Source organism: Microcystis sp. CS-574 (genome assembly GCF_028329095.1).
GTDB classification, from domain to species: domain Bacteria; phylum Cyanobacteriota; class Cyanobacteriia; order Cyanobacteriales; family Microcystaceae; genus Microcystis; species Microcystis ichthyoblabe_A.
Window position 1 is genome coordinate 15,178 of the sequence record NZ_JAQMSY010000188.1, and the last position, 23,966, is coordinate 39,143.

Sequence of the window (23,966 nt, forward strand, 5' to 3'; positions counted from 1 at the left end):
AATTAAGCAATTGAACACCAGCGAACAATGGTATAACCAATAACACCAGGATCACCGTTGCTGTTTAAATCATTCCAAAATCTGGTGTATTCATTAGGAGGCATAGTCTGACATCCAGCACTGAAAGGATTCGTTTCTCCACCTTGATGAAATAACATCGTTGTTCCAGCAGAAGCACGAGGTTCATTAGGTTGAAATAGGCCATCGTGACTGGTATCTCGTTCCGCCATGGCTGATGCGGTAGGACACAATACTTTACCCAAGGTGGCACTTGTTCCTGTTTTATATTTGTAATATCCTTCGGGTAAACGTCCTAAATCCAGTCGTCCATCACCATTTGCATCAACCCCCATTCTGTTGCGATCAGCCAATGGATTATTACTATCTTCATACTGAGATGAGGGTTCCGTGTTAGAGGCGTATTTACGAGCGTGTTTCCCCGCGCCATCTTTCCAGATCATGTAAGTAATATCATCGTAACAACCATGCCAATCATTGACTTTTGTACTGGTTTCCTTCCGGAAAGAGATTAAATTGCGTTTACGCAATGTTCCGCCATTATGGGTGATAATCTCGGCACAATAATCGTATTGCTCACTTTCCGATAGATTAGAAGCAGGAGGATTGATTCCCGAACCCATTAGGCGATCGGAGGTTAAACTTTCTAGGACCCAACCAGAACAAGGTGAACTAATACGAAGCCATCTCGCACCTTGACTATCCAAACCAGCATCTACGACAGTTAAAGCCGTGTTATTGTCTAATTGACCCACTTTTTCATAGGTAGTCCCGGGTCCAGAGCGCACATTTAAGGGAGGATTGGCATCAGCGGCAAAGACTCGATGCAGCGAGGAAGTTAAAGAAGTAAAGACATAACCTTCCACAGGTTTATCGATGCGAAGCCAATTGTCATCCGTCCCTATCACGTTTAAGGGTGTGCCATTAGTCAGTTCTGTCACCACTGAAAAGTTTGTTCCTGCTCCTGAACGGACTTTTAAGGGCGGATTTGGGTCATTGACAAACACGCAATAGGAAGATTTTGTCAAGTCACGATGAACATAACCTTCAATCGGTTTACTGATTTTGAGCCAATTTCCCTCTTCACCTACAACCGTTAATCGTGTCCCGTTATCTAAACGCCCCACAGGATCATAATTACTTCCTGCACCTTTCCGCACATTTAAAGGCGGATTGGCATCACAGACAAAAACGAATTTTTCTGGCTGAGGTGGATTAACGATGGGTGGTTGACTTCCTAAATATTCCTTAACCCCTGCACAAATTTTCTCAACAATTTGCTGATAACCGCCATCCCTCAACCAAGTTGCATCCGCATCATTGTCAATAAAGCAACTTTCAAACAAGATGGTGGGCATGGTACAAGCATGGGTACAATTCCAGACACGACTATACCAGTCATGGGCAAAGGGCGTTCCAGCGTATTCATAACCCCGTGCTTGTAAAGGCAGTCCTCGGAAGTGTTTATCCATGATTTTGATAAATTTCTCAAATTCTGGACTCCGATTCACATAGAATAACCACCAACCTTTTGCCTGTCGGTTACAAGCATTATGATGCAGACACAAACAAACATTTGCACCACTGTCATTAGCTCGTTGTTGCAAGGTGGAAAGGGAAGCTAATTCATTTTCTTGACGACAGATAATCACTTGATAATTGCCCTCCGCTTCTAAACGGGCCTTAACTTCAACTGCTTCTTTCCAGTTGTAGTCTTTTTCCCGTAAATTTAGCGTATGGTTGACTGCCCCTGAATCTGTCCCTCCATGTCCTGGCATAATAGCAACTTTGAAAATCCGTGATGGAGGAGGTTGTTCTCCACCATATTCATCTAGTAAGCTTTGAGCTTCAGGGAAAACATTTTTGACCTTACTGACATAGTTTGGGTCGGTGGCATAGCCTTTTTCCCAAATATATTGTAAATAGCCTTCGGGATCATTATCATAGGCCTCCCATCCCTGATAGGGGGAATTCGGACGACCGATAAACCGCCAATATCCCATTGCAGCCTGTTCTGCGGTTTTCCAATGACACCAATAACAACCATTGGGTTCGCTAGGGGTAACTAACCAAATTTGATGGGTGATTTTTTCGGTGTAATTGTCGTCAATTTTATCTCGCCATTTGAGTCCACCGGGGTTTCCCGCTTCTTGAAAAAGTTTACTCGTACCTCGTGCAGATTCAACGATTGCTTGTGCTAATTGAACAACCCGTAATTTGCGATACCGAGTGGGAATTTGTTCGGTGGTAGCAACGGCACGCACATAATCAGTCCATGAGAACATCATAATCGTTTCCTCCTATTATTAAACAGTTTCCAAATACTAAAAGTTAGGGAATGCAAATTAATTGATTACTGCTCAAAATTCTTGAGATTTTCCTTTAAGTAAGCCAAGAGAATCTCTAGACGTTTTGCTTCCGCTTCAGTCACTCGTTCACCTTTTTGTTTTAACTCAAAATACCGCTTAGTAGAACTAGCTAAACGAATAGTTTTACCCAATTCTTCTAAGGCATTGAAGTAGGGAATCACAGTATTAGAAGTGGTTAGAGGATAGTTAGTAGTTCTGTGGTAAGCTTCTAATACTTCAGTGGCTAAGTTTTTCTCGATTTGACTGGGGGCTAAAGTAATCCCTTTTTTGATGTTAACTACAATGTAAGGACTGACGGGTTTATTATTAGTTGAAGTCACAATCCCATTCGATCCCATTTTCAAGGTTTCTATCTCAACGGGTTCAAAGAAAAAGGCATAAGCTCCTGTTTGTAAGGGAGCTTCTCCAATCACAGGTCTTTGCTCAACGTTAGCAGGATAAAGACCAAAAGTTGATGTTTTCACTTGGGGTTGAAATCTAGCTTCAACAACAGTTGCCAGAATATTATTAATGCCCTGTAAGGCTGTACTTCCCAGTGTTGTATAAGGTATTAAACTAGGAAAAGCCGCCCCTACAGTTCCCACAACTTGCTTCAATGAATTGGTAACTTGTTCTAAAGTAGAACGTCCTAATCCTTGACAAAAACTACTAAACGATAAATACAATCGCTGAGATTTTTCATCTTTTTGAAAGTCTTCAATTACAGCAACATTTTCAGCCCAAATGTCTGTTACATCTAAAGTCATTCCAGAGATGTGATTAAGATAGTGAACCTTGAAAATAGGGGTTTCTTGATCTCCTAATCCTATCTGACTGACAAGAGCGAAATAGTTATTATCCCACTGTCCTGCTAAATAATGACCTTTGTACTTAGTATACAGTTGCAGTGAAATTGTATTGATCGAGATAGTAAAATCCTCCGCAGGAGCAATTAAAGCATCATTGTCCTTGATATAGGGATCAAGTAATTTTCCCGGTTCGTGAAGAGGAACTCTACCAATAGTTGTCGTGGTCATTTGATATTCTCCTGATGGCATCAATAATGCAGGTAATACATCTAAGCAATTACTGTTGTCCCGGTGATTAAATCTTTAAACTTTGCCGCAACCTGATTTTCCCAAGCCTGAAAAATCAGATCATCTTCAAATAATTTTTGAGGATTAATGGTAGAATTAGGATTGATCAGAACTCCGATATCTCGGTATTCAGGTTGCTCATCTAAAGCGTAAGCTGCTAACTCACTACAAATCCATTTATCAGGACAGTTGAGAGCTTCAGACAGTAATTTTTTGATTTTTTGCCGTGATAAAAGACTGAGTATCTGACCGGGTAAACTTCCAGAAAAGGCATGAGCTAGGATTAGTTTATAGTCATATTTTTTACCTAATTCTGGTTTGAGAATCTCAACAATACGCTCTGCAATCTCATCAGTTAAATCTTTGGGTTTGCGGAAGAAAATTTGGCAATTAGAAGGTTGAAAATAGGGTTCTAGAGGATTTTCTTCTACCATATTCGTGCCAGCATTCGCTTCAATACAGGTATTTTCACCCGTAACGATGAGAGCGTGAGTAGCATAAATATTGCTCATTTTATCCCACTTAGTAAAATAAGCAATTCCTCGACCAACTGGATTTGTTCCGTCATAGGTAAAACCGATGTAACCCTTGTTATAGTTAACTCCGTAAACAGGGTTCAAGGTGACGATTTCAAGTTCGGCTTTTTGTTGTAGTTGAGTAGTCATTTTTTTGCCTCTCAGAACGTAACAAAGAAAGTTCTAACTCTGTTCGGAAGTGAAATAGATGAGTTAGATAGCTGGCGTGACTGGGTAAAATTAGGTGCGGTACTTATACTTACTACTCTAGATCGTCTATCAGAATTTACTGCCCTAAAGACGGCAAATTAACATATTTCTTTAGGTTTCTGTATATAAGTTTACAGAATATTGTTCGGCTATTTATTAATAAAAAAAGTTGAGTTTGATTGAAAACCATCCTAACACTTTAGCTCGCCAATCTGAACTTTAGCCGATTCTCGATCGCAATTTTAGGCCACCCTAGCACTTCGCTCTTTTCCCACAAGGATTTTTACCGAGAAAAATGATCTGTCTGCCTGAGAACAGGCTATAGTGATCATCAAACCCTCAGTGAAAAACTTCCCGTGTCTTCAGTATTCCGCCTTCCTCCCTATTTTTCCCCCGCTCTGCAGCGTCGAGTCATCAAAACTCTCGCCGCAAAAAAAACCCGTCAATTCTTGACATGGGCGGCAGCTTGTGCTAGTTTTTTGATCCTCTGGGCGTGGAATTGGCAGCTAGTTTTGGCCACTTTAACCGGGGTGGGGGCGATGATTGGAGTTTACCATCTCCAGGGTCAAAACTGGCCATCGCTGTGGCTGTGGGGGCGTGCTTTTTTCAGTGCCGATAGCGGTAAGTTAACTTTAGCGGTAGTCTGTGGCGGTTTAGGCAGTTTAGCCACCTATCTCGCTGTGGCAATTTGGACCTATGCCGAAAATCGCTGGTTGGCCCTGGCCTCAATTTTGCAAGGATTTGGCACGGTTTTGACTTTAATCCTGCTAGGATGGCATTTTCTCGACCATCGCGGTGAAAATGAGTCAAAAAACTTCGATCGCTGGTTAGAAAAATTAACAGTCAATGATCCCTTAATGCGCTTAATGGCCGTCCGACGTTTAAGTGAAATGGAACTTTCCCCTAGTCGTCGAGAACAATGTCAAGAATACTTTCGTTATCTTCTCTCGCGAGAAACCGATGCACAAGTGCGATCGGCTTTATTGGATAATTTTTCTGGCAAAGAAGCAATCAAACCGCAACCTTTACAAATACCCCTACAGGTGAAAAAATCCCTCTTGAAATATGATTAAAAAGCTCTCTGCTATTAGCAATCAGCCCTCAACTAAAGCTGACTGCTAGAGGCTGAGGAGGATATTTTTTTACACCAAAGTTAACTCGCGCTCCTCGATATTTTGGAACATCAGCGTACTCAGATAACGTTCTCCAAAACTAGGCTGAATCACCACAATTAATTTACCCTCATTTTCCGGTCGTTGGGCCAGTTGAATTGCGGCACAAAGATTGGCACCGGAAGAAATCCCCGAAAGTAAACCCTCTTCTTTTGCCAAACGACGACCAAATTGAAAAGCTTCCTCATCACTGACAGTAATTACCTCATCAATCAGATCTGTGCGTAAAACTTCCGGAATAAAACCCGCACCGATACCCTGAATTTTATGGGGACCGGGATTACCACCAGAAATCACCGGACTATTGAAAGGTTCCACCGCGACTACTTGAAAACTAGGTTTACGAGATTTAATCACTTCAGCGACTCCCGTAATCGTGCCTCCAGTACCCACACCCGCAACAATAAAATCTACCTGTCCGTCGGTGTCTTGCCAAATTTCCTCAGCAGTGGTGAGACGGTGAATTTCTGGGTTAGAAGGGTTGCGAAATTGTTGCAACATATAAGCCCCGGGGATACTATCGACAATTTGCTGCGCGCGTAAAATTGCCCCTTTCATGCCTTGGGAACCGGGGGTAAGTTCTAGGGTAGCACCGTAGGCTTTTAACATCGCCCGGCGCTCTAAACTCATCGTTTCCGGCATAGTTAAAATCAAGCGATAACCCTTAGCTGCCGCAGTCATCGCGAGGGCAATTCCCGTATTGCCAGAGGTGGGTTCCACTAAAACCGTGGTTTCTGGATTGATTAAACCCGCTTTTTCGGCACTATTAATCATGTGAGTGCCAATGCGGTCTTTGACGGAAGCAGCGGGATTCATCCCTTCTAATTTCATCACAATTCGGCCAAGACAGCCCTCCGCTTGGGGAATCCGATTCAATTGTACTAAAGGTGTGCGGCCAACCAATTCGGTGACATCGTGAGCGATACGCATGATATTTTCTCAGTCTGGGTGATTCGTGTGCTTAGTTATAGCGGTAAGTTCTCAGCTTTAGCGTTTGAGAATTTCCTCACTAGCCAAGGAGGCGCTATATAGCTCACTTATAGCAAAGGCCAGCCCTAGATCGGCAAAATTTCCATTTTCCTTTGTTTCTTTAATCAGTCCGCCTAGCTTGAGAGGATGTGCTATAAAATCTAGATATGATAGGAATGGGATTTTTCTGACAAACTGAAGGTTTTCCCACTGGTGAAAGAGGCTAATCCGTCTTATTTAACCCCTGAAGAACAAGCTTTATCCCTAGAGCAACGTCTGGCTTTTCTCAAGTTACCATTGATTGAGTGCAGGCGTATCCTTGAAGGGCAGGCTGTGTCTATGCTTGACCACTATCAGCAGGATTCTGAATGGCAGCAGTTAATGTCAGGTGATAGCATCAGCTACTAACTTTTAAATTCTGAAAAGTAGGTTACTTTGCTATGGCTAACTCACTAAAATATGCTGAGATACTATCCAAATTTTTGAGAAAAAAGCGATAATTCAACCTCGCTGATTACTGATAACTGATAAGTAGTCGGACATAAATTCTGTTGTCTATCTTGAGAAATGTAAATTGCCGCAATTCTTACTGACTACTGACTCCTGACTCCTATCTCCTATCTCCTGAATCCCGTCTCCTGAATCCTATCTCCTAACCCCATGGTAGATGTTGGATTTTTGTAGGAGTTCTATTTTTCAACAAAGATAAGCAAAAATTATCTACTAACTCCAAAAACTTGAGAATATTTAAATTAACATTCCGCAATATTTATAAATTCTTAAGAATTAATTGAGAAAGATTTTTATTTAACAACGATTTTACAATGGTTACAGCGATTTGATAGAATTTCATAGTGGGTTATTGTGTGCTTTTTTGAACAGCAATGGTTGAAACCCTTGCCACACCTACAAGGTAATCCTAATTAAGACGGGTAAATCAGTCAATTTCACCCACAACGATGATCTTCTTTTTGTGTAGTTTTATTGCAAAAAAAAAGTTTTTTTGACAAAAAGCACAAAGTATGATAAGTACCCAACCTATTTCTGGCTGCCAGTAGTTATTGCAGAGTGGGAGTTGGGAAGCTTTTCCAGTAATCAGTGGACTGAAAACGCAAATCTGACAACTGATGACCCTCTTTTCTTTCCTCTGGCATCAAAATGGTTTCCCGATGCAAGGTGACAGCCATCATAATTTGGTTGGCAATCTTACCGATGTCGTTTTTGACCGCGCTGCCCTGATCTCAGCGTTCGACAAAAGCTCACGCCGAGGTCTGAACGGTGCGTTCATCCGGCGATGACTGGGTTTTTTAAGCGGTTGCTTACCCGGCCCCCTATTCTTAAGAGCATACATCATATAAAGTCGCCCTAAAAGGGCGAGGCTTTAAACCCAATTTTTCGGTAAGTTTTGACGAAATATTGGGCGAGGGTGTGTAAATCCGATGTGAATCCCTAGTCAGGGAGAATAATGTAAAGATTTATTAAATTGTAGCGTAGGATACTGTGCGGGGGGGTAGAGTGTATTTTTGTTTTCAATAGTTAGGGAGAGATTAAGTTAAGATGTGTGACAAGATCGAGACAAACCAGAATTAATAGTTCCAGTGGTTCAGGGAGATGAACTGATTAGCAAGGGGGACGTTAGCAGTTTCGAGATTGGCGATTGCCTTGACAATTGCCTTGAAGCCCATATTTTTTAAGAGGTTAGCGTTACGGTAAACCGCGAATATCCGCGAATGGCTTGGATTCGCTTGGTGCAACTCTTCAAAGTCATCGCAGTTATGAGTTAGCAGAATCCGATTTTCCTGTATGGCATAGTCAAGTACGACATTATCTGTGCATCCAGCCAAACCAATTTCATTGATCGTCAGTACGTCATGACCGGCAGCCGTAAGTAACTTAACCAGAAGTTGGGCTTGCGAGTCCTCATCAAGCAATAATCTTAGGCTCAACACTAATCCCCTTTGCTTCCAGACGGTGGCGTTCTTCTTCTGCTTCTTGCTTGAGTAGCTGCTGATTCGTCTCGCAATAGTCAATTGCTTCATAGATGGCAGCTAGGGGTAACTCCCAATTAAGGGCTGCTTCTTGAGGAGTCATGTCATTGACAATCATATCTGACCAGACATCAAAAGCTTTCAGCCTCCTGCCTTGAAAACAAAGCTGTTGTCGCCAGGAATGAGGACGCTTCTCTAAATATTGCCATTGAGTTTTCGCTACGTTGGTAGTCATGCTGATGCCTTGATGAAAGCTGGTATCCCTAGTTTATCCGATTAAAACAGGGGAAACCACCTGAGACTCCTTCCCCTGTGAATCGCTAGTTGGGATATAGTGTTTGACGATCGTCCTCAGTACTTTTGAGGTTGGGGTTGGCCATCGCTTAACCCACGCTACAAGACTGCTTATCTTGACTAAAAAAACCCGATTCTAAAGTCCCAAACCGATCTAGTCGGGTCAGGTAAGTGATATTTATTTTGGATTTTGGATTTTGGATTGTCTGTTGGCACTAGATTGTCAAAGCGATACTCTCTCCCTCACAATCCGAATTCCTTCCCAAGCTGGCATTTGTCCTGTTTGTCGTTCAGTTATCAATCTTAAGAAAGCATAAAGATTAAAAGCTTCATAGCTTTTGGCAGCATAAAGATTACTCAATTTTTGACATTTAGTATCAGTTAGTTTTACATCTCGTAGAGCCTGATTATTTTTGAGGGCTGCATCATAAATATTTGATAATAAATAAAGTATAAGAAATACTAATAGTGAATAAAACCGAAATAAATCAACAACGCAATTGCCTTTATGGTTAAGTTCGTATTCGAGAATAATATTAAGATCGGGGTTAAGTAAGTTATAGACAATACTATATAGGTCACGATCAGCAATGCGATTGGGGTTAGAGTTAAGGACAGAGTAGAGAGTCTGATATAAATTACAATTAAGGTCAGAGGTAAGCAAATATTCAAGAATGCTATCAAGATTACGGTCATTAACGTTGTCGATTAGACAGTCGAGAATATAACCAAGATTGTTTTTAATAACTTGATTAAGTCTGAGATTAAAAGCACTGTTTAATTCAGAAGTAAGCTTGGGGTTAAGGTCAGAATTAAACTTAGGATTAAGGACGTTATTAAGAACAGAATTAAGATCAACTGTTAGATCAAGAGAAAGATTTTTTAGGGAAATGATATCCAGCTTCTTTAGAGGATTCTTTGTAGAAACGATCAAGTTAAACATTAGATCAAGAACGAGTTTTTCCAGGGAAATGGAAATGATATCCAGCTTCTTTAGAGGATTCTTTGTAGAAATGATATCCAGCTTCTTTAGAGGATTCTTTGTAGAAATGATCAAGTCAAACAAATTCATTTGCCATTGTTGCCATTCAACTTTTTCTATGCCATAAATTCTCTTTTTTTCTCCATCTTTTACCCAACATCCTATTTGCTTTTCTGGGGCTGGATGTTCTTCTATTTCAGTTAATGTAGGTATTCTGTATCTAAATCCTAATTCCGACTGTTTTTGGGTCAGCCATTCACAAAATTTTTCTGCATCACTTGCTCTTATTCCAGTAATTGGCTTTTGAGCATATCCAGGTGGAAATCTATAACCTTTCCAGTGTTCGGGTTGATAACTTTCACCTAATTCTCTCTTCTCATCAATAAACAACTGATATTCGGCACAAGTAATATAACTCTTATCAATGAATAGATTATTATCAATACGCAACAAATTATTTAGCCTCCTTTTTAAGAGAACATTAGCTGCTTGTTTAAATGTGTCTTTCATAATTCAAATTTGATAATTTACAATTCATAATTTATAACTCATGGATGACTTTCTAAATCCTCTTCTAATTTAGCATCTAATTTATTTTTGACATATTCATCAACACTTAAGCCTTCATCTCGACATTCATAAGCAAGTGCCATTGTGTCAACAGTCGGTTCTTCCATGTTCAATATAGCACTAATTATATTAGTGGCATTACTTTGAGCCGCATAAAGACGAATAGTTTCGTGCCACCAAGAGTGATTAATATTGTCAAGTAATAGCTTCTCTTGCTGAGTTTCTTTGATTTCAACTGCTGCTAAATATTCTTGAAAACTCAAATGAGCGAATTCATAGACATCATTCTCTTTCTCCACCAACAAACCACAGACATCTCTCACCTGCTTAATAAACTCCTCTGCTGTAATTTCACTACTCGCTACTTCTCTTAATTTAGCTTGAATCAACGGTGCTTTTTCTGATAATTTAAACTCCCTGGTGTTATTCTGCATTAACATCAACGCCAACACTTGTAATACAGCTTGCTTTTGTGTGGCTATTAAGGGAATAGCAAGTTTTTTAGCACGGTGTCGCTTTTCTAATAATACTTGACAAATTTCTTTGTATAGTTCTACTCTCTTACCGGGTAAAGCACTTCCCCTCCGGTGTACAGTGGCAATCATGGTTAGTAGTAAAGGATTTACTGCCATATCTGCTAAAGGCTTACTATTGAGGATACGCGCAATTAAATCCTCAGCTTGTTCTCTCGCCTCTTCACGCACCCCTAAATCTTCTTCCCCCGCACGACTAATAATTTCTGTCTGTAAATACCAGTTATTAACAAACTGCTGCATTTGTTTAAGGTTGAACGGTTTTACCTCTAGCACAGTTACACTTTCTTGTAGCGGCGCACTTCTATAACCGTAAGGTCTAGAGGTTAGCAAAAAAAGCGTATCAGGATATGTTTGAATCTGTTCATCTACCCAATTTTTAACTTTCTGGCGCTGAGTTTCATCTGCAACTTCATCCAATCCATCTAACAGTACCAAACATTGTTTTTGACGTAATTTATCCGCAAACCAATGTAACGGTGGGTTGAGGGGATCAATCTTACGTTGTCCTTTAATTTGTTGGGTAATTAACTCTGGTAAAGTCAATTTATGAGCGGCAATTTCCTGACTCAACTCAATTTCCTGACTCACCTCTCTAAGATACAGCAACACGGGAATCAGTTTTGGTGCTTGCGGGTGAATCTTGCGTTGAGATTGGGTAGCATAAGTTAGGGCAATGTGCCTGAGTAAAGTCGTCTTCCCTGACCCCGGTGCGCCTAAAATAACTATGGGACGGAAAGCTGCTTCATTTTGCATGGCTGCTAAAAAGTCCCAAATTTGCTTTTCTTTGGGGTTCTTGGCGCTTCTATCTACCGCCTGAATCATTTTGGGATCGACCTGTACTGCCTCTTTGGTCGCCATCTTGAGTGGGACAAATACCTTTTCCAACTTCAAGATGCGGTCTTTATCCAATCCCTGGGTAAGATAGTCCCGACAGATGTAGATGAGTTGCTGGTAATATTTGTTAAGGAAGTTTCGTTTTGACCGCAGTTGTATCAAGTTAGATGGTATATTATTAATTGTCCTAATCAACGTTTGAGCACTCGTTTCCCCTCGTCTTTCTGCTTCTTCCTCTAGGGTTTCCATAAACTTGCCACTAAACTTAACCCAGAGAGACGAACACGCCGTTACGAAGGTTGGAATCAGAGTTTGTGTCCACTCTCCCTGCGTCAATCCTTGTTTAACAGAATCCAGCGTCCATAGGGAAGCTGTACCAAAAGGTATCCACTGAACTAAACGCTGTGTAAGTTTCTGCATCGGTGGCATTGCTGAAAAGGCTTTTCTTCCTATTTTATGCGATCTTCTGTAAAATGAATCCAAGTAGTGGGACTTAGGCATTTTCGGTCAGACGGAAAGGCTCAAACCCTTACGGGACAATACGTTAACCTTGATCTGCTAGTTTCCTTGATATATCTAGGTTTCAGCGATTTTGGGTTTCTCGAAGTAAATCCCAATCCCTACTTGGGGTTGAGACTTTTATCGATTTGTTTTTTGTTTAAGTTACAGTAGCAGATATTCAGCAATTTTCTTGATATGGGTAGCAACAATATTGTAATTATCGGACCTAGAGCATCTGGAAAAACGACTTATTTAGCTGGATTATCTTATTGGCCAAAGCTGAAGGATGTTCTGCAAGAAAAGAGAGATTATGAGATTCACCCTCGTGATGATGGTGCGCTTAGACTTCAATATCAAGCGAAAAATATTCTTTTAGAGGGGGAATTTTCACCAACAGTCATCCCAATAGAGGTTTGTTTCGGCATAAAAATAAAAAGAAGATTTTCTAAAACCGAGCTAGATCTATATCTAGTTTTTAAAGATTATCCAGGAGAGATTGATGAACCTAGTATGCACCTGCACCCTTGGTACAGAGAATTTTGGCAAGAATATTTAAGTCCTGATGTAGTAGGATGTCTGATTTTGTTGCCAGCATGGCAGCGAGAAGAATGTGATAGACAATATAGTCGTATTGTGGAGAATCTAACTAAACTAATCGACGAATATAAAAGAATGAAAAACTTTCGCTTAGCAGTAGCAATGAGTAAATGTGAAAGAATAGAGCTTTGGCCAGGAAGACTTAATCCTGAGTCTGATTTATTTGAAATTCATTTACCAAGAACCACAGATATATTAAGGAGAAGAATACCAAAAGAAAATTTAAAATTTTTCGCTATTTCTTCATTTGGAGTGCTAGGAGAAAATGATCCGCGTCCTAATCGGGCAAACCGCATCATTCACGGGGAGTTCCTGTCAGTTCTCAGAGATTCGGAGAAATGGCAACCCTATAACCTGATTGAACCCTTATATTGGCTGAGTACAGGACAAGTGATACCTGTATTGAATCGAAAATTTCCAGCCCTGTTTTCCTGACAAGGCTGAAAACGCACTACTTAGCCGATACCATCGAAGCCGTAATCTGTAACAGTCAGCCTGTAGGTTGGGTTGACGCAAGGAAACCCAACTTCCATATTGATATTAAAATAAGAGATAAGTTTTCAAAAATTCTGAACCTGATGAAAATCAAAGCTATTATTCATCCAGCCGAAGAAGGCGGTTACTGGGCTGAAGTTCCCGCTCTGCCCGGTTGTATAACAGAAGGAGATAGTATGGACGAAGTTGTCGATAACCTCCAAGATGCCATACAAGGCTGGTTAGAAGTTGCCAATGAAAGCAAATAACCTGAATCTAGGTCAGAAGTGATTGAAATTGCTGTATGAAATCAATATCAAGGAAAAAACTCTGTAAAATTGTCGAAAAAAAAGGTTGGATACTCAAAAAAATTACCAGTAGTCACCATATTTATGAAAAGGAGGATGAAGATAAAATTCTATCTATTCCTGTACACCGCAATCAGGACTTAAAAATTGGAACTTTAAAATCAATTATGAAAATAGCTCGATTATCGGAAGATGACTTATAAGCTTTCGTAGGGTGCGTTAATGTTAATGTAACGCACCATCAATTTCCTAATATGCGGTGGGTTACGCTGTCACTAACCCACCCTACAGTGCTACTGTGAAGAGACAAGCTGATGTCCGAGGTTATAATGGTCAAAGAGTTAAAAAAGAAATTAATCTAATCAATAGCCACAATGAAGGTACAGCCAAATGAGTCAAGTCTTAACCCTAGAATTGAGCGATGAAGTCTATGCCGCCTTGCAACAGCAAGCTAAAATATTAGGTATCGACCTGTCAGAATTAGTAACAACTTCCCTAGAGCGACAGTATCGCTTGAACAAAAATAAAGACCAACGCACGGAAGCGGAAAAAGAAGCAGCACGTCAACGCTTTCGAGCGCACGCTGGCTCAATTAGCGGCTATCCGACAGGAGCAGATAATGAAAGCATTGATGCTGACTTAGGGAGAGAGTATGGAGATACTCATGAGGAGACATGAAATCGGTGATACTCCTCGATAATTCTGGGTTACTTTGCTATGTCTATCGTGATCAACCAGGACATGAAGAAGCTGTCCAATTGTTAGATAGTGCAGGTAAAAGCATCACCCACAGTTACGTTTTAGCAGAGTTAGTTGCTCTAGCTCAAGTTCGGCGTTACCCGCGTTTAGCTACCCTAGAATTTATCACCGATTTGCTAGAAAATCCAGATATCGAGACAGTTTGGATAGAAGAGCCTTTACATCGTGCTGCGGTCAAACTATTGATGGCACGGCAAGATAAGACTTATTCCTTATGTGATGCAGTTAGCTTTTTATTGATGCGTCAGTTCAATATTAATGAAGCATTAACCACCGATCGCCATTTTGAGCAAGAAGGTTTTCACCGTTTACTTGTATTCTAAAAAGGGCAGAGCTGCGTCAGGGGTTGGTATTTCTCCAACTGGTACTCTTGCCATTTCCCCGGCCTCCGTTCGGTGAGGGATTGGGCGTTTCCCAACTGTGCGGCTGCTTCCCGCCAGAATTGTTCAAAGTTCTGCCGCAGTTCTCCGGTGGCAATCATTGATTTTAACGGGATAATTTACTCAACAATTCCAAGAGTTTTTGACTATTAGGAGTCAAGAGAGTTCGACGATAGGCATCGGCGGCCTTTTTAATCGCTTCCGCTTGGGTGGGATAGGGATGAATAACAGTAGAGAGTTTACTCAATCCGATTTTGGCAACCATAGCGGTGGTAATTTCGGAAATCATCTCACCGGCGTGGGAGGCGACGATAGTGGCTCCTAAAATTTGGTCGGAACCTTGTTTGTGAATAATTTTTAAAAAACCGTCCGTTTCGCCATCAGCGATAGCTCGATCGACTATACTCAAAGGAATTTTAATAGTATTAGTGACCAATCCCCGGGTCTGTGCTTGGGTTTCATCCATGCCCACACGAGCAATTTCTGGGTCGGTATAAGTGACCCAAGGCATAACTAAATTACTGAGCTTATCGCGTCCGAAACCGAAGGGAGAAAAGAGAGTATTTTTAATCACAATACGGGCGGCTGCATCGGCAGCATGGGTAAATTTCCAATCCATACAGATATCACCGGCCGCATAAATTTTCGGGTTAGTAGTTTGCAGATAATCATTAACTTTGACTCCCCGACGAGTATCGTATTCCACGGCCACCGCTTCTAAATTTAATCCTGACACATTAGGCTCCCGGCCGGCAGCGACTAAAATCTCATCAACGGTGATAGTTGCTCCCTGGCCGTTGCTAGTATATTCAATCGTTTTACCCCGCTCATTTTTTGTCACCCGTTCAATTTGGCAAGAGAGAATTAATTGCATTCCTTCCCGCAGGAAAGTATTCTCAATAATTTCGGCTGCTTCTGGGTCTTCTTTATTCAAAAGATGGGAATAATTATGAAATAAAATCACCTGTGCGCCTAACCGTTGAAAAGCTTGGGCTAATTCACAACCAATCGGCCCGCCACCGATAACAGCTAATCGGGGAGGCAATTCTGTTAGGGAAAAAATTGTTTCATTGGTATAAAATCCCGCCTCTTTTAGTCCGGGGATATCGGGATGAAAGGCCCCAGCACCAGTGGCAATGACAGCTTTTTTATAATCGAGGGTTTTTCCCGTCACTTCCACAGCATTTTGTCCTAAAAAACGAGCGCTACCCAAGAAGACATCGATACCTAGTTTTTGGAAACGTTGCACCGAATCATTATGGCTAATATCGGCGCGAATTTGCCGCATTCTGGTCATTACTCTGGCAAAATCTACTCTAGTATCTCCAATATCAATTCCCAATTTTTTGGCTTTCTCAATTTCCCCGATAATTCTAGAGGAACGAATCAAACATTTAGAAGGAATACAACCGAAATTGAGGCAATCTCCCCCCATTAAGTGTTTTTCCACTAAAGCCACTTTTAAACCTATCTCTAAACCCGCCGCCCCCGCCGCTACGACTAAACCCGCAGTACCCCCACCAATGACAACTAAATCATAACAATCTTGGGGTTGGGGATTGAGCCAATCGGCAGGATGAACATAATTAACTAATTTTTGATTATGTTCGTCCATGGGGAGAATACTAACTTCACTGGAGCTATTTTGAAACATAGTGAACTACCTCGACTCCCTAGGCGCAGTTACCGCCTTTATTCTGTAGTTTATAGTCAATAAATTTCCCTCTTGACCAAGTTGGTAGAGTAAGTTTCTTGGTTCTATGTTAGTTGTTGTTGTATTAATCCGACAAAACCTGATGAGACTTTCTCTGTCAACTCTTAAGGAGTCGTCCGTTTCATTTTTGAATTGGGGATTTAAGAGCCAATTTTAAAGGCTTCTAGAAATAAACTATAGGTGATACCAATTTTTAGTAAATTGAAAGATTCTCGCAGAATCGGTGCTGGTTTAGCCTGGGAACTTTTTCGATAAACAATCCGGCTAGTCGCCTCCGTAAACAGCAGTAATAAACCGGCAGCGGTGACATCCCATTGAGCAGTTTGGCCAGCAGTAGTGACAATTGCTTGCCCAGAAAAAACTCCAAATAAAACACAAATTATCTGGAGGGAAATCCGCCGCCAAGGATTACCAAAAAAGCTATTAAATCGACTGCTGGTGACATTAGCCAGCGTACTTAAACGGGTGCGTTGCATGGTCATATTTATTTAGAAGTAATACGATTAAGAAGCCACAAAGAGGTAACAATACCAGTAAAGTGCGCGAGAATTGTATTAGTATTAGCCTGCACAATTAACAGGTCAACGGAATTAACAAATTGACTGGGGTTAGAGGCAACATTAAAAGTACCTTGGGGAACATTGAGGGATTTAATTAAGACGATTCCTGCCAAGGCTTGCGCTCCCAAAATGGTTAAAAACATCCCGATAATATTAGCGATTAAACCCTGACGGATTAACTGAATAGTATCGGATTTTTTCGGGCGACTATCTTGATCTCCCCCCAACATTTGACGGGCAATTTTCATGTAACGAGAGGAAAAGAAAATGGCAACTACCAAGAAACAAGCCCCACCAATGGCACATAAAACACCGATTTCAATACCGGAAGTGCGTTGTCTCGTCCCTAATAAACTAGCGGTAGCAATGAGCAATAAAACCCCTGAAATTACGCCTAGGACAATCTGCGTCCAAAAACCGATTCTTCCCTGACGTAAAAGGATATTAGCAGCCCGTTGGACGGCGGGAGGCAAGGAATAAAGATCAGAATCTCTAGGGGTGGATATATTGGTAATTTCTGATTGTTTGTCTCTCATCGGGGTTAAGCTAGGGATTGGGTAAATCTGGTCTTGATCTATTTTCGTCTTTTTTTTTGCCCATGGCTAGAGATTTAATTTTGGCACTGACTGGCTATCTGTTTAGCTTCTACCTGTAAACGCTGGGCCATGCGAAACATTTCTTGACCGGTGTGGAGAGAGCGATCATCGTAGTTAAGGGTAAAGGTTTCTAATTCTTCTAGTCCATCAGTGAGATGATTGAGACAGTAGTAAAGAGAAGCGGCCACTTTGGCCATTTTGGCAGGGTTGGGCCGTTGGCAAAAGAGGGTTTTGGCTCGATCGAGATTTTGGCGACAGGTTTCTAGATAGTCTTGAAAAACAGCCATTAACTGATCATCGAAGGGATCGGCGGATAGGTGATCGATCTGACCTTTGAGAGGCCGGATAATTTGACCGATCAGGCGATTAATCGGGCTATAGGTCTGGTTATACCACTGTTTGACCAGGGCTTCGTCTTCCTGGACTGCTTCTTTGTAACGATGGTAATTTGCCTGGGCGGTGGCGGTGCGTTGGGCGCGTTTTTCGGGAGAATTGGCGATTAGTTGGTTATCGTAGTCCTTTCTTAGTCTCGGATCGCTTAGGATCTCGTAGGCGGCGTTAATAGCGACGATTTTATCGTGACTGGCACTATCGTTTTGACTATCGGGATGGAATTGTCTGGCTAAACGCCGATAGGCCCGTTTAATCTCGTCAGGGGTCGATTTATGGCTGATTTCTAAGGTTTGGTAGTGGTTGCCGGTCATGAGCGCAAGCGATCGATCTGTCTTTTATTATTATCGACCATGGTTAACGCGGCAGAGAAGGGGAATTGTCGAGAGTGGGAAAGTGGGGAGGCGGGGTGTGGGGTGTGGGAAGAATACATAAAAATAATCTCCTGTCTCCTGAATACTGACTTCTGACTCCCGACTCCTGACTTCTAACCCCATGTTGGACAAAGATAAGCAAAAATTATCTATTGACTCCGAAAACTTGAGAATATTTAAATTAACATTCCGCAATATTTATAAATTCTTAAGAATTAATTGAGAAATATTTTTATTTAACAACGATTTTACAATGGTTACAGCGATTTGATAGAATTTCACAGTGGGCTATTCTGTGCTTTTTTGGACAGCAATGGTTGAAACCCTTGCCACACCTACAAGGTAATCCTAATTAAGACGGGTAAATTAGTCAATTTCACCCACAACGATGATCTTTTTTTTATGTAGTTTTATTACAAAGAAAAAGTTTTTTTGACAAAAAGCACAAAGTATGAATTAGGAAGTGGGGAAGTGGGAAGTGGGAAGTGGGGGAGAAGGGAGAATAAATAAAAATAATCTTCAGAATTCAGAGTTGAGAATTTATAATTCTGATCTGACAAAATTGGCAATAATTAGACAAAAGGATTGATTTCAGGGATATCATCGATCGAGGGTAAGTCTATTTGGCCCGATCGCTCTTGTGTAAGATAATAGGGACAATGAAGTTGACAATCGGGACGATGGGGAAAATCGACTAAATCATTTTGGTATGCTGATAGATAGCGATCGAGATCCTTCAATAAACGGCGTAAATCCCGTCCTGTCCCTTGGTGTAGTTTGCGATTATAGTTAAAAGTAATTTGTTCGGGGTTGTGGGGTAACTGCACAAACCAATAGGTCATCGATAAACTATCAGGAGGATAAGCAGAAGTTTCTGCCAACACATACAGATAAAGTCTGGTCTGCCAATTTTTGGCTAGTTTGTCGGCATCGATAGGTTTTAAGTAGGTTTTCCAGTCAAAAATTACCGCTCGATCGCTCTCTAGTAAAATTAAATCATAGATAACCGTTAATAAATAATTACCCACAGTTAAACTGCGACAATGTTCCGCTTCTCGATTAGCTTCTCCCGGATTTTGGGCAATTGCCGGGGCGGCCTTTAATAGGGCTGTTAAACAATGTTCTAACTGTTCATTTTCGCGTAATAGGGACATGATCGGTAGCCCTAATTCCCGCTGCTGTAATAATAGGTGAAACTGACTGCCCCATTCTTGCCTCTCCAATTGCCCGGGGTCAGCCGGTGTGTTAAGTTGCTCTAGATAGACTTTTTGAAATCTCGGTGGACAGGTTTCCAATAGGTTTAAATGGCCCTGGGCAAGACGATAGATATTAGACATGATAACTAGATAGGTATTAAAAACTTTCAGATGCCCCCCTTATTAAGGGGGGATTAAGGGGGGATCGGCACCCCCATTATCAAGGGTAGATCCCCCCGCCTATCGGCACCCCCCTTATCAAGGGGGGCGGGGGGGATCGAACCTAAAATCCATTTTTAATTTAATTATAACCAGCCACTTAGAGTTATCGTTGATAAAACAGGAGTTAGTCTATGGTTTTTGGCTGACAGATGCTAGGAAGGTTGAATAGCCAGAGTATTTAGTAACATTTGATAGACAATACCAAAAGAAATTGATTAGGACAATCTATGCTTAAGAAAAAGGATCATGACGGCCTTTCCCATAAAGATGAAGTGTAACCTAATTTGGTGTTGATGACCGACGACTGACCCGCCAAAACAAAAACTTCCTATCTCATCATTAAGATCAGCTGCCCGCCTATTTAAATTGCTTGTTGAGATGAGGCACTGTGGCACTCTTGCAACAGTAAAGGGATTGGGAGAGATTGACCTAATCTAAGGATCGGGGGTTAAAATACGTCTTAGCTTAATGACAGACAATAGCTTGTTAGAGCTATAATCAGGGTTTTATGCCTATAAAAGTCCCTGTTTACTTAATAAAGAAAATTTGACAAACTTATATAATAATGCTTGGTAGTGAAGCTTCTCAATAATTGACCCCCCATGACTTGGTTATATAAAACCCCCGGTATTCCCGATGAACTGTTTGAACGTTTGCCCGGGATTCCCCTGAGTAAACGCGAGGTGAGATTATTGATGATTTCCGCTTTGCGGTTAGGTGATGGGGGGGTTTTCTGGGATATAGGAGCAGGAACCGGCACTATTCCCGTTGAAATTGGCTTATTATGCCCCAATAGTCCGATTATTGCCATTGAAAGGGATGAAGAAGTGGCCAGTTTAATCCGCCGTAATTGCGATCGCTTCGGGGTAAAAAATGTCACCGTTTTTGAAGGCAGCGCACCCGATTGTCTGCCCAATATATCCCTCGCACCCGATCGCGTCTGTATCGAGGGCGGCAAACCGATTAAATCGGTCCTGCAAGAAGTGTGGCAATACCTGAAACCCAATGGCCGCATCGTGGCTACGGCCAATAATTTAGAAACCCTCTATCAATTTTCCGAAGGTTTTTCTAATTTACAGGCGCGTAATATCGAGATTGTCCAAGCGGCAGTAAATCGCCTAGAAACTAGGGGTATTCACCAAGTTTTTGCCGCCGTTGATCCCATGTTTATCCTGAGCGGCGATAAACTTTAATTGGGGATAACCTTCCATAAAGTTTTCTTAATCTATATAATTATGACAATGCCGCCTAATTTCTCTGGATTAACCATGCCTTGGCCACGCATTGTCAGCGCTATTTTTGCTATTGCCTTCGCACTGGGAATTATTATCGTTGGGGGTTGGTATTTCACCCTCGGCATCGGTGTTATCGTCTTTTTGGGACAATTAGAGTATTTTCGCTTAGTTCGCGCTAAAGGCATTGAACCGGCCGCTAAAACCACTCTCGTAGTTTCCCAATTATTACTACTGACGGCAACTATGGCAGCCCCCCTCACCGATGCCATGTTTCCCCTGGCCGGAGCGTTAATTTGTTTTTATCTGCTCTTTCAGCCAAAAATGGCGACAATTGCCGACATTTCCACCTCAATTCTCGGTCTGTTTTACGGTGGTTACTTACCCAGTTATTGGATTCGTTTACGCGTCGGTTTTTCTCCCGAAAGTGGTCCCGTGGCTATGGCCAGTAACTTACCCCTGATGGGATATTGGCCGGAATCCTGGATGGAACCGAAATTATTCCCGGCCGCTTTGACGGTGACTTTTCTAGCTTTCGGTTGCATTTGGGCCGCCGATATCGGAGCTTATATCATGGGAAAATGGTTAGGGAAAACCAGTTTATCGCTGATTAGTCCCAAAAAAACCGTGGAAGGTTCCTTTTTTGGCATTTTAGGCAGTATAGCGGTGGCCGATTTGGGTGCTTGGTATTTAGATTGGCCCTATTGGCAGCTGACGGGCTTATTTTTGGGCTTATTAATTGGTATTGTCAGTTTATTGGGCGATTTGACCGAATCGATGATGAAACGCGATGCCGGGGTCAAGGATTCCGGGCAGTTAATCCCCGGTCACGGTGGTATACTTGATCGCACCGATAGTTATGTCTTCACCGCTCCCCTAGTATATTATTTCGTCACTTTACTGCTGCCCTGGTTGCGTTAGTAATTTGCATCTTCTCCAAGTGCTAAATTAAAGATTAAACCCAAATTTGCGATTATGTCAGCAGTCGTCCATCCCCGGGGTAAAGTTTATCTTCTCGGTGCGGGAATCGGTCAGAGTAGTTTTCTCACCCTGCAAGCGCGAGCAATTTTAGCCACGGCCGAGGTTTTGCTGTATGATGCCCTAGTGGATAGTCAAATCTTCTCCCTAGTGCCGAAAACCTGTATTTTAGTCGATGTAGGCAAACGGGGGGGACAACCCGGGGCCGAGCAGAATCAGATTAATCGGATACTGGTTAATTATTGTCAAGAGGGAAAACGAGTTATTCGGCTTAAAAGTGGTGATCCGGGAGTTTTTGGGCGAGTATATCCTGAAATGTTAGCCCTAAAGCAGGCTGGCTGTGATTTTGAATTGATAACCGGTATTTCCTCCGCTTTAGCCGCTCCTTTATTGGCCGGAATTCCCCTGACGGAAAAGGATATTAGTCGCTGTTTTGCGGTCTTGAGCGCTCACGATCCCGAGTCTCTCGATTGGTCAGCCTTAGCTAAAATTGATACACTTGTGCTATTGATGGCCGGTCAGTCTTTAGGGCAAATTATCGAGAAATTATGCCAAAATGGGCGGAATATTCACGACTCGATCGCTATTATCCGTCAGGCGGGACGCAAGGATCAACAAATTTGGCGCGGCACTTTAGAAAATATTCTCGCTCAAACCGCCGGGGTGTCCCTCTCACCCTCTATTATGGTCATTGGTCAAGTTGTGGATCTGGCGATTATGTCCTCTCCCCCACCCCTAGGCGGTAAAACAATTGTTATTACCCGTGCCGCCGAGCAAACGAGTCAATTTAGCGAAATTTTGCAAAATCAAGGCGCAGAAGTCCTGGAAATGCCCGCTTTAGAGATTCGTCCCCCCGACCGTTGGCAAGGTTTAGACGATGCCATCGCTCAGTTAAAAGAGTTTGATTGGCTGATTTTAACTTCTGCCAATGCTGTTAATTTTTTCTTCGATCGCTTGACATTTTGGGGAAAAGATGCTAGGGCTTTAGCGACTGTAAAAATCGCCGTGGTGGGTAAAAAAACCAGCCAAGTTTTGCACTCACGAGGATTAAACGCAGATTTTATCCCAGGGGATTTTGTCGCCGATGCCTTGGTAAACGAGTTTCCCGACCCGATTAGGGGGCAAAAATTCCTCTTTCCTCGCGTGGAAACGGGAGGCAGAGAGATATTAGTTAAGGAATTAACGGCCAAAGCTGGTCAGGTGACGGAAGTGGCCGCATATTATTCCGGATGTCCGGCACGCATGGATAGTGGCATCTGGGAAGCGTTTCGAGATGGGAAAGTCGATATAGTCACCTTTGCCAGTTCCAAAACCGTCCAGAATTTTTATCGGTTATTGCTGCAAGAAACGGCAGAATTATCGGTTAATTCCCTCTTAGAAAAAGTTTGTCTGGCTTCTATCGGTCCGCAAACTTCAAAAACCTGTCAAGAGTTATTTGGTCGTGTTGATATCGAGGCGCGAGAATATACCCTAGAAGGATTGACTAGCGCTTTAATCGAGTGGAGTAAGACCTGACATTTTCAGCGCCGTATTTGCGGCAGCCCGGATTCGGAGGATCAAAGCCCCCCTTATCAAGAAGGATCAAAGCCCCTTATCAAGAAGGATCAAAGCCCCCCTTATCAAGGGGGGTTGGGGGGATCAAAGCCCCTTATCAAGAAGGATCAAAGCCCCCCTTATCAAGGGGGGTTGGGGGGATCAAAGCCCCTTAATAAGGAGGGATCAAAGCCCCCCTTATCAAGGGGGGTTGGGGGGATCAAACTTCCAATTACTCCACAAACTCCCTCAAAATTACTCAAAACTTCTTGATTAGTAAAGCGGATTACTGTTAATCCATAACCTGATAAAATTTGGGTTCTTTCTAAGTCATAGGCTTGAGCATCTTCCCTATTATGACTATCACCATCAATTTCAATCACTAATTTTAATTCGGGGCAATAAAAGTCAACAATAAATTGATCAATCGGTCTTTGACGATGAACTCTATATTGAAAATTTTTTAAGTATTCATACCAAAGTTTTCTTTCAGCTTTGGTCATATTTTTACGGAGTTCTTTAGCTCGTTCTACGAGTTTGGGATTGTAGGGTAGATGATGATGATTGGTTAATTGCATAGGTTTGATCCCCCCAACCCCCCTTGATAAGGGGGGCTTTT

Annotated in this window: 23 protein-coding genes; 9 read left to right on the forward strand and 14 right to left on the reverse strand. The window is 41.9% G+C overall.

Features of this window, described 5'->3' with window-relative positions; all coding sequences use genetic code 11:
- Nucleotides 1–2: 2 nt before the first annotated feature.
- The 3 genes from PN470_RS15075 to PN470_RS15085 form a co-directional block, all read right to left on the reverse strand.
- The gene (locus tag PN470_RS15075; RefSeq protein ID WP_272104751.1) at nucleotides 3–2,306 is read right to left on the reverse strand and encodes an SH3 domain-containing protein; all 2,304 of its coding nucleotides are present in this window, start codon (nucleotides 2,304–2,306) and stop codon (nucleotides 3–5) included.
- A 65-nt stretch (nucleotides 2,307–2,371) separates the two neighbouring features.
- Complete coding sequence (locus PN470_RS15080) at nucleotides 2,372–3,403, reverse strand: hypothetical protein (protein WP_271936601.1); 1,032 nt, start codon at nucleotides 3,401–3,403, stop codon at nucleotides 2,372–2,374.
- Between the two features lie 41 nt (nucleotides 3,404–3,444).
- Nucleotides 3,445–4,128, reverse strand: coding sequence for a hypothetical protein (locus PN470_RS15085; RefSeq protein ID WP_271936599.1), 684 nt, complete (start codon nucleotides 4,126–4,128; stop codon nucleotides 3,445–3,447).
- Between the two features lie 416 nt (nucleotides 4,129–4,544).
- Between PN470_RS15085 and PN470_RS15090 the strand changes: the two genes are divergently transcribed.
- Entirely contained in the window at nucleotides 4,545–5,261 is a 717-nt protein-coding gene (locus PN470_RS15090; protein WP_194033074.1) for a hypothetical protein, read from the forward strand.
- Nucleotides 5,262–5,330: 69 nt separating this feature from the next.
- Here PN470_RS15090 and cysK read toward each other — a convergent pair whose 3' ends face one another.
- The 5 genes from cysK to PN470_RS15115 all read right to left on the reverse strand — a co-directional run bounded on the left by cysK (nucleotide 5,331) and on the right by PN470_RS15115 (nucleotide 11,953).
- Nucleotides 5,331–6,290 (reverse strand): cysteine synthase A, encoded by a 960-nt coding sequence (gene cysK / locus PN470_RS15095; RefSeq protein WP_002734500.1) that lies wholly within the window; start codon nucleotides 6,288–6,290, stop codon nucleotides 5,331–5,333.
- A 1,625-nt stretch (nucleotides 6,291–7,915) separates the two neighbouring features.
- Nucleotides 7,916–8,278, reverse strand: coding sequence for a DUF5615 family PIN-like protein (locus tag PN470_RS15100; protein ID WP_002753611.1), 363 nt, complete (start codon nucleotides 8,276–8,278; stop codon nucleotides 7,916–7,918).
- Nucleotides 8,253–8,552 (reverse strand): hypothetical protein, encoded by a 300-nt coding sequence (locus PN470_RS15105; RefSeq protein WP_002753609.1) that lies wholly within the window; start codon nucleotides 8,550–8,552, stop codon nucleotides 8,253–8,255. Before PN470_RS15105 ends, PN470_RS15100 begins: the two co-directional genes overlap by 26 nt.
- A gap of 282 nt (nucleotides 8,553–8,834) precedes the next feature.
- Nucleotides 8,835–10,103 carry an SUMF1/EgtB/PvdO family nonheme iron enzyme gene (locus PN470_RS15110; RefSeq protein ID WP_271936593.1) on the reverse strand — a complete coding sequence of 423 codons (1,269 nt, stop codon included), beginning with the start codon at nucleotides 10,101–10,103 and terminating at the stop codon, nucleotides 8,835–8,837.
- A 38-nt stretch (nucleotides 10,104–10,141) separates the two neighbouring features.
- The gene (locus PN470_RS15115; RefSeq protein ID WP_271936590.1) at nucleotides 10,142–11,953 is read right to left on the reverse strand and encodes an NACHT domain-containing protein; all 1,812 of its coding nucleotides are present in this window, start codon (nucleotides 11,951–11,953) and stop codon (nucleotides 10,142–10,144) included.
- A gap of 276 nt (nucleotides 11,954–12,229) precedes the next feature.
- Between PN470_RS15115 and PN470_RS15120 the strand changes: the two genes are divergently transcribed.
- From PN470_RS15120 to PN470_RS15140, 5 genes are all read left to right on the forward strand, one after another.
- Complete coding sequence (locus tag PN470_RS15120; RefSeq protein WP_271936588.1) at nucleotides 12,230–13,066, forward strand: hypothetical protein; 837 nt, start codon at nucleotides 12,230–12,232, stop codon at nucleotides 13,064–13,066.
- A gap of 143 nt (nucleotides 13,067–13,209) precedes the next feature.
- Nucleotides 13,210–13,374: a type II toxin-antitoxin system HicB family antitoxin gene (locus PN470_RS15125; RefSeq protein WP_271936586.1), complete on the forward strand. Its 165-nt coding sequence runs from the start codon at nucleotides 13,210–13,212 to the stop codon at nucleotides 13,372–13,374.
- A 35-nt stretch (nucleotides 13,375–13,409) separates the two neighbouring features.
- The gene (locus PN470_RS15130; RefSeq protein ID WP_002731781.1) at nucleotides 13,410–13,616 is read left to right on the forward strand and encodes a type II toxin-antitoxin system HicA family toxin; all 207 of its coding nucleotides are present in this window, start codon (nucleotides 13,410–13,412) and stop codon (nucleotides 13,614–13,616) included.
- A 187-nt stretch (nucleotides 13,617–13,803) separates the two neighbouring features.
- A complete protein-coding gene (locus PN470_RS15135; protein WP_002790029.1) occupies nucleotides 13,804–14,091 on the forward strand; it encodes a hypothetical protein in 288 nt (95 codons plus the stop codon).
- A 5-nt stretch (nucleotides 14,092–14,096) separates the two neighbouring features.
- Entirely contained in the window at nucleotides 14,097–14,495 is a 399-nt protein-coding gene (locus PN470_RS15140) for a type II toxin-antitoxin system VapC family toxin (RefSeq protein ID WP_288035564.1), read from the forward strand.
- A 163-nt stretch (nucleotides 14,496–14,658) separates the two neighbouring features.
- Here PN470_RS15140 and PN470_RS15145 read toward each other — a convergent pair whose 3' ends face one another.
- The 5 genes from PN470_RS15145 to PN470_RS15165 all read right to left on the reverse strand — a co-directional run bounded on the left by PN470_RS15145 (nucleotide 14,659) and on the right by PN470_RS15165 (nucleotide 19,523).
- A complete protein-coding gene (locus tag PN470_RS15145; protein WP_272104752.1) occupies nucleotides 14,659–16,206 on the reverse strand; it encodes a mercuric reductase in 1,548 nt (515 codons plus the stop codon).
- A 200-nt stretch (nucleotides 16,207–16,406) separates the two neighbouring features.
- Nucleotides 16,407–16,748 (reverse strand): DUF565 domain-containing protein, encoded by a 342-nt coding sequence (locus PN470_RS15150; protein ID WP_002753579.1) that lies wholly within the window; start codon nucleotides 16,746–16,748, stop codon nucleotides 16,407–16,409.
- A 2-nt stretch (nucleotides 16,749–16,750) separates the two neighbouring features.
- A complete protein-coding gene (locus tag PN470_RS15155; RefSeq protein WP_002733490.1) occupies nucleotides 16,751–17,362 on the reverse strand; it encodes a DUF3611 family protein in 612 nt (203 codons plus the stop codon).
- Nucleotides 17,363–17,436: 74 nt separating this feature from the next.
- Nucleotides 17,437–18,126 carry a J domain-containing protein gene (locus PN470_RS15160; RefSeq protein WP_103112221.1) on the reverse strand — a complete coding sequence of 230 codons (690 nt, stop codon included), beginning with the start codon at nucleotides 18,124–18,126 and terminating at the stop codon, nucleotides 17,437–17,439.
- A 632-nt stretch (nucleotides 18,127–18,758) separates the two neighbouring features.
- Nucleotides 18,759–19,523: a PD-(D/E)XK nuclease family protein gene (locus PN470_RS15165; RefSeq protein WP_103112222.1), complete on the reverse strand. Its 765-nt coding sequence runs from the start codon at nucleotides 19,521–19,523 to the stop codon at nucleotides 18,759–18,761.
- Nucleotides 19,524–20,206: 683 nt separating this feature from the next.
- Here PN470_RS15165 and cbiT point away from each other — a divergent pair.
- Genes cbiT through cobA form a run of 3 tightly spaced genes read left to right on the forward strand, consistent with a single transcriptional unit; the run spans nucleotide 20,207 to nucleotide 23,329 of the window.
- Nucleotides 20,207–20,797 carry a precorrin-6Y C5,15-methyltransferase subunit CbiT gene (gene cbiT / locus PN470_RS15170; protein WP_002732225.1) on the forward strand — a complete coding sequence of 197 codons (591 nt, stop codon included), beginning with the start codon at nucleotides 20,207–20,209 and terminating at the stop codon, nucleotides 20,795–20,797.
- Between the two features lie 42 nt (nucleotides 20,798–20,839).
- Nucleotides 20,840–21,757 (forward strand): phosphatidate cytidylyltransferase, encoded by a 918-nt coding sequence (locus tag PN470_RS15175; protein WP_043997242.1) that lies wholly within the window; start codon nucleotides 20,840–20,842, stop codon nucleotides 21,755–21,757.
- A 54-nt stretch (nucleotides 21,758–21,811) separates the two neighbouring features.
- Nucleotides 21,812–23,329: a uroporphyrinogen-III C-methyltransferase gene (gene cobA / locus PN470_RS15180; protein ID WP_272104753.1), complete on the forward strand. Its 1,518-nt coding sequence runs from the start codon at nucleotides 21,812–21,814 to the stop codon at nucleotides 23,327–23,329.
- 161 nt (nucleotides 23,330–23,490) lie between these two features.
- Here cobA and PN470_RS15185 read toward each other — a convergent pair whose 3' ends face one another.
- Complete coding sequence (locus PN470_RS15185; RefSeq protein ID WP_272104754.1) at nucleotides 23,491–23,925, reverse strand: endonuclease domain-containing protein; 435 nt, start codon at nucleotides 23,923–23,925, stop codon at nucleotides 23,491–23,493.
- Nucleotides 23,926–23,966: the final 41 nt, after the last annotated feature.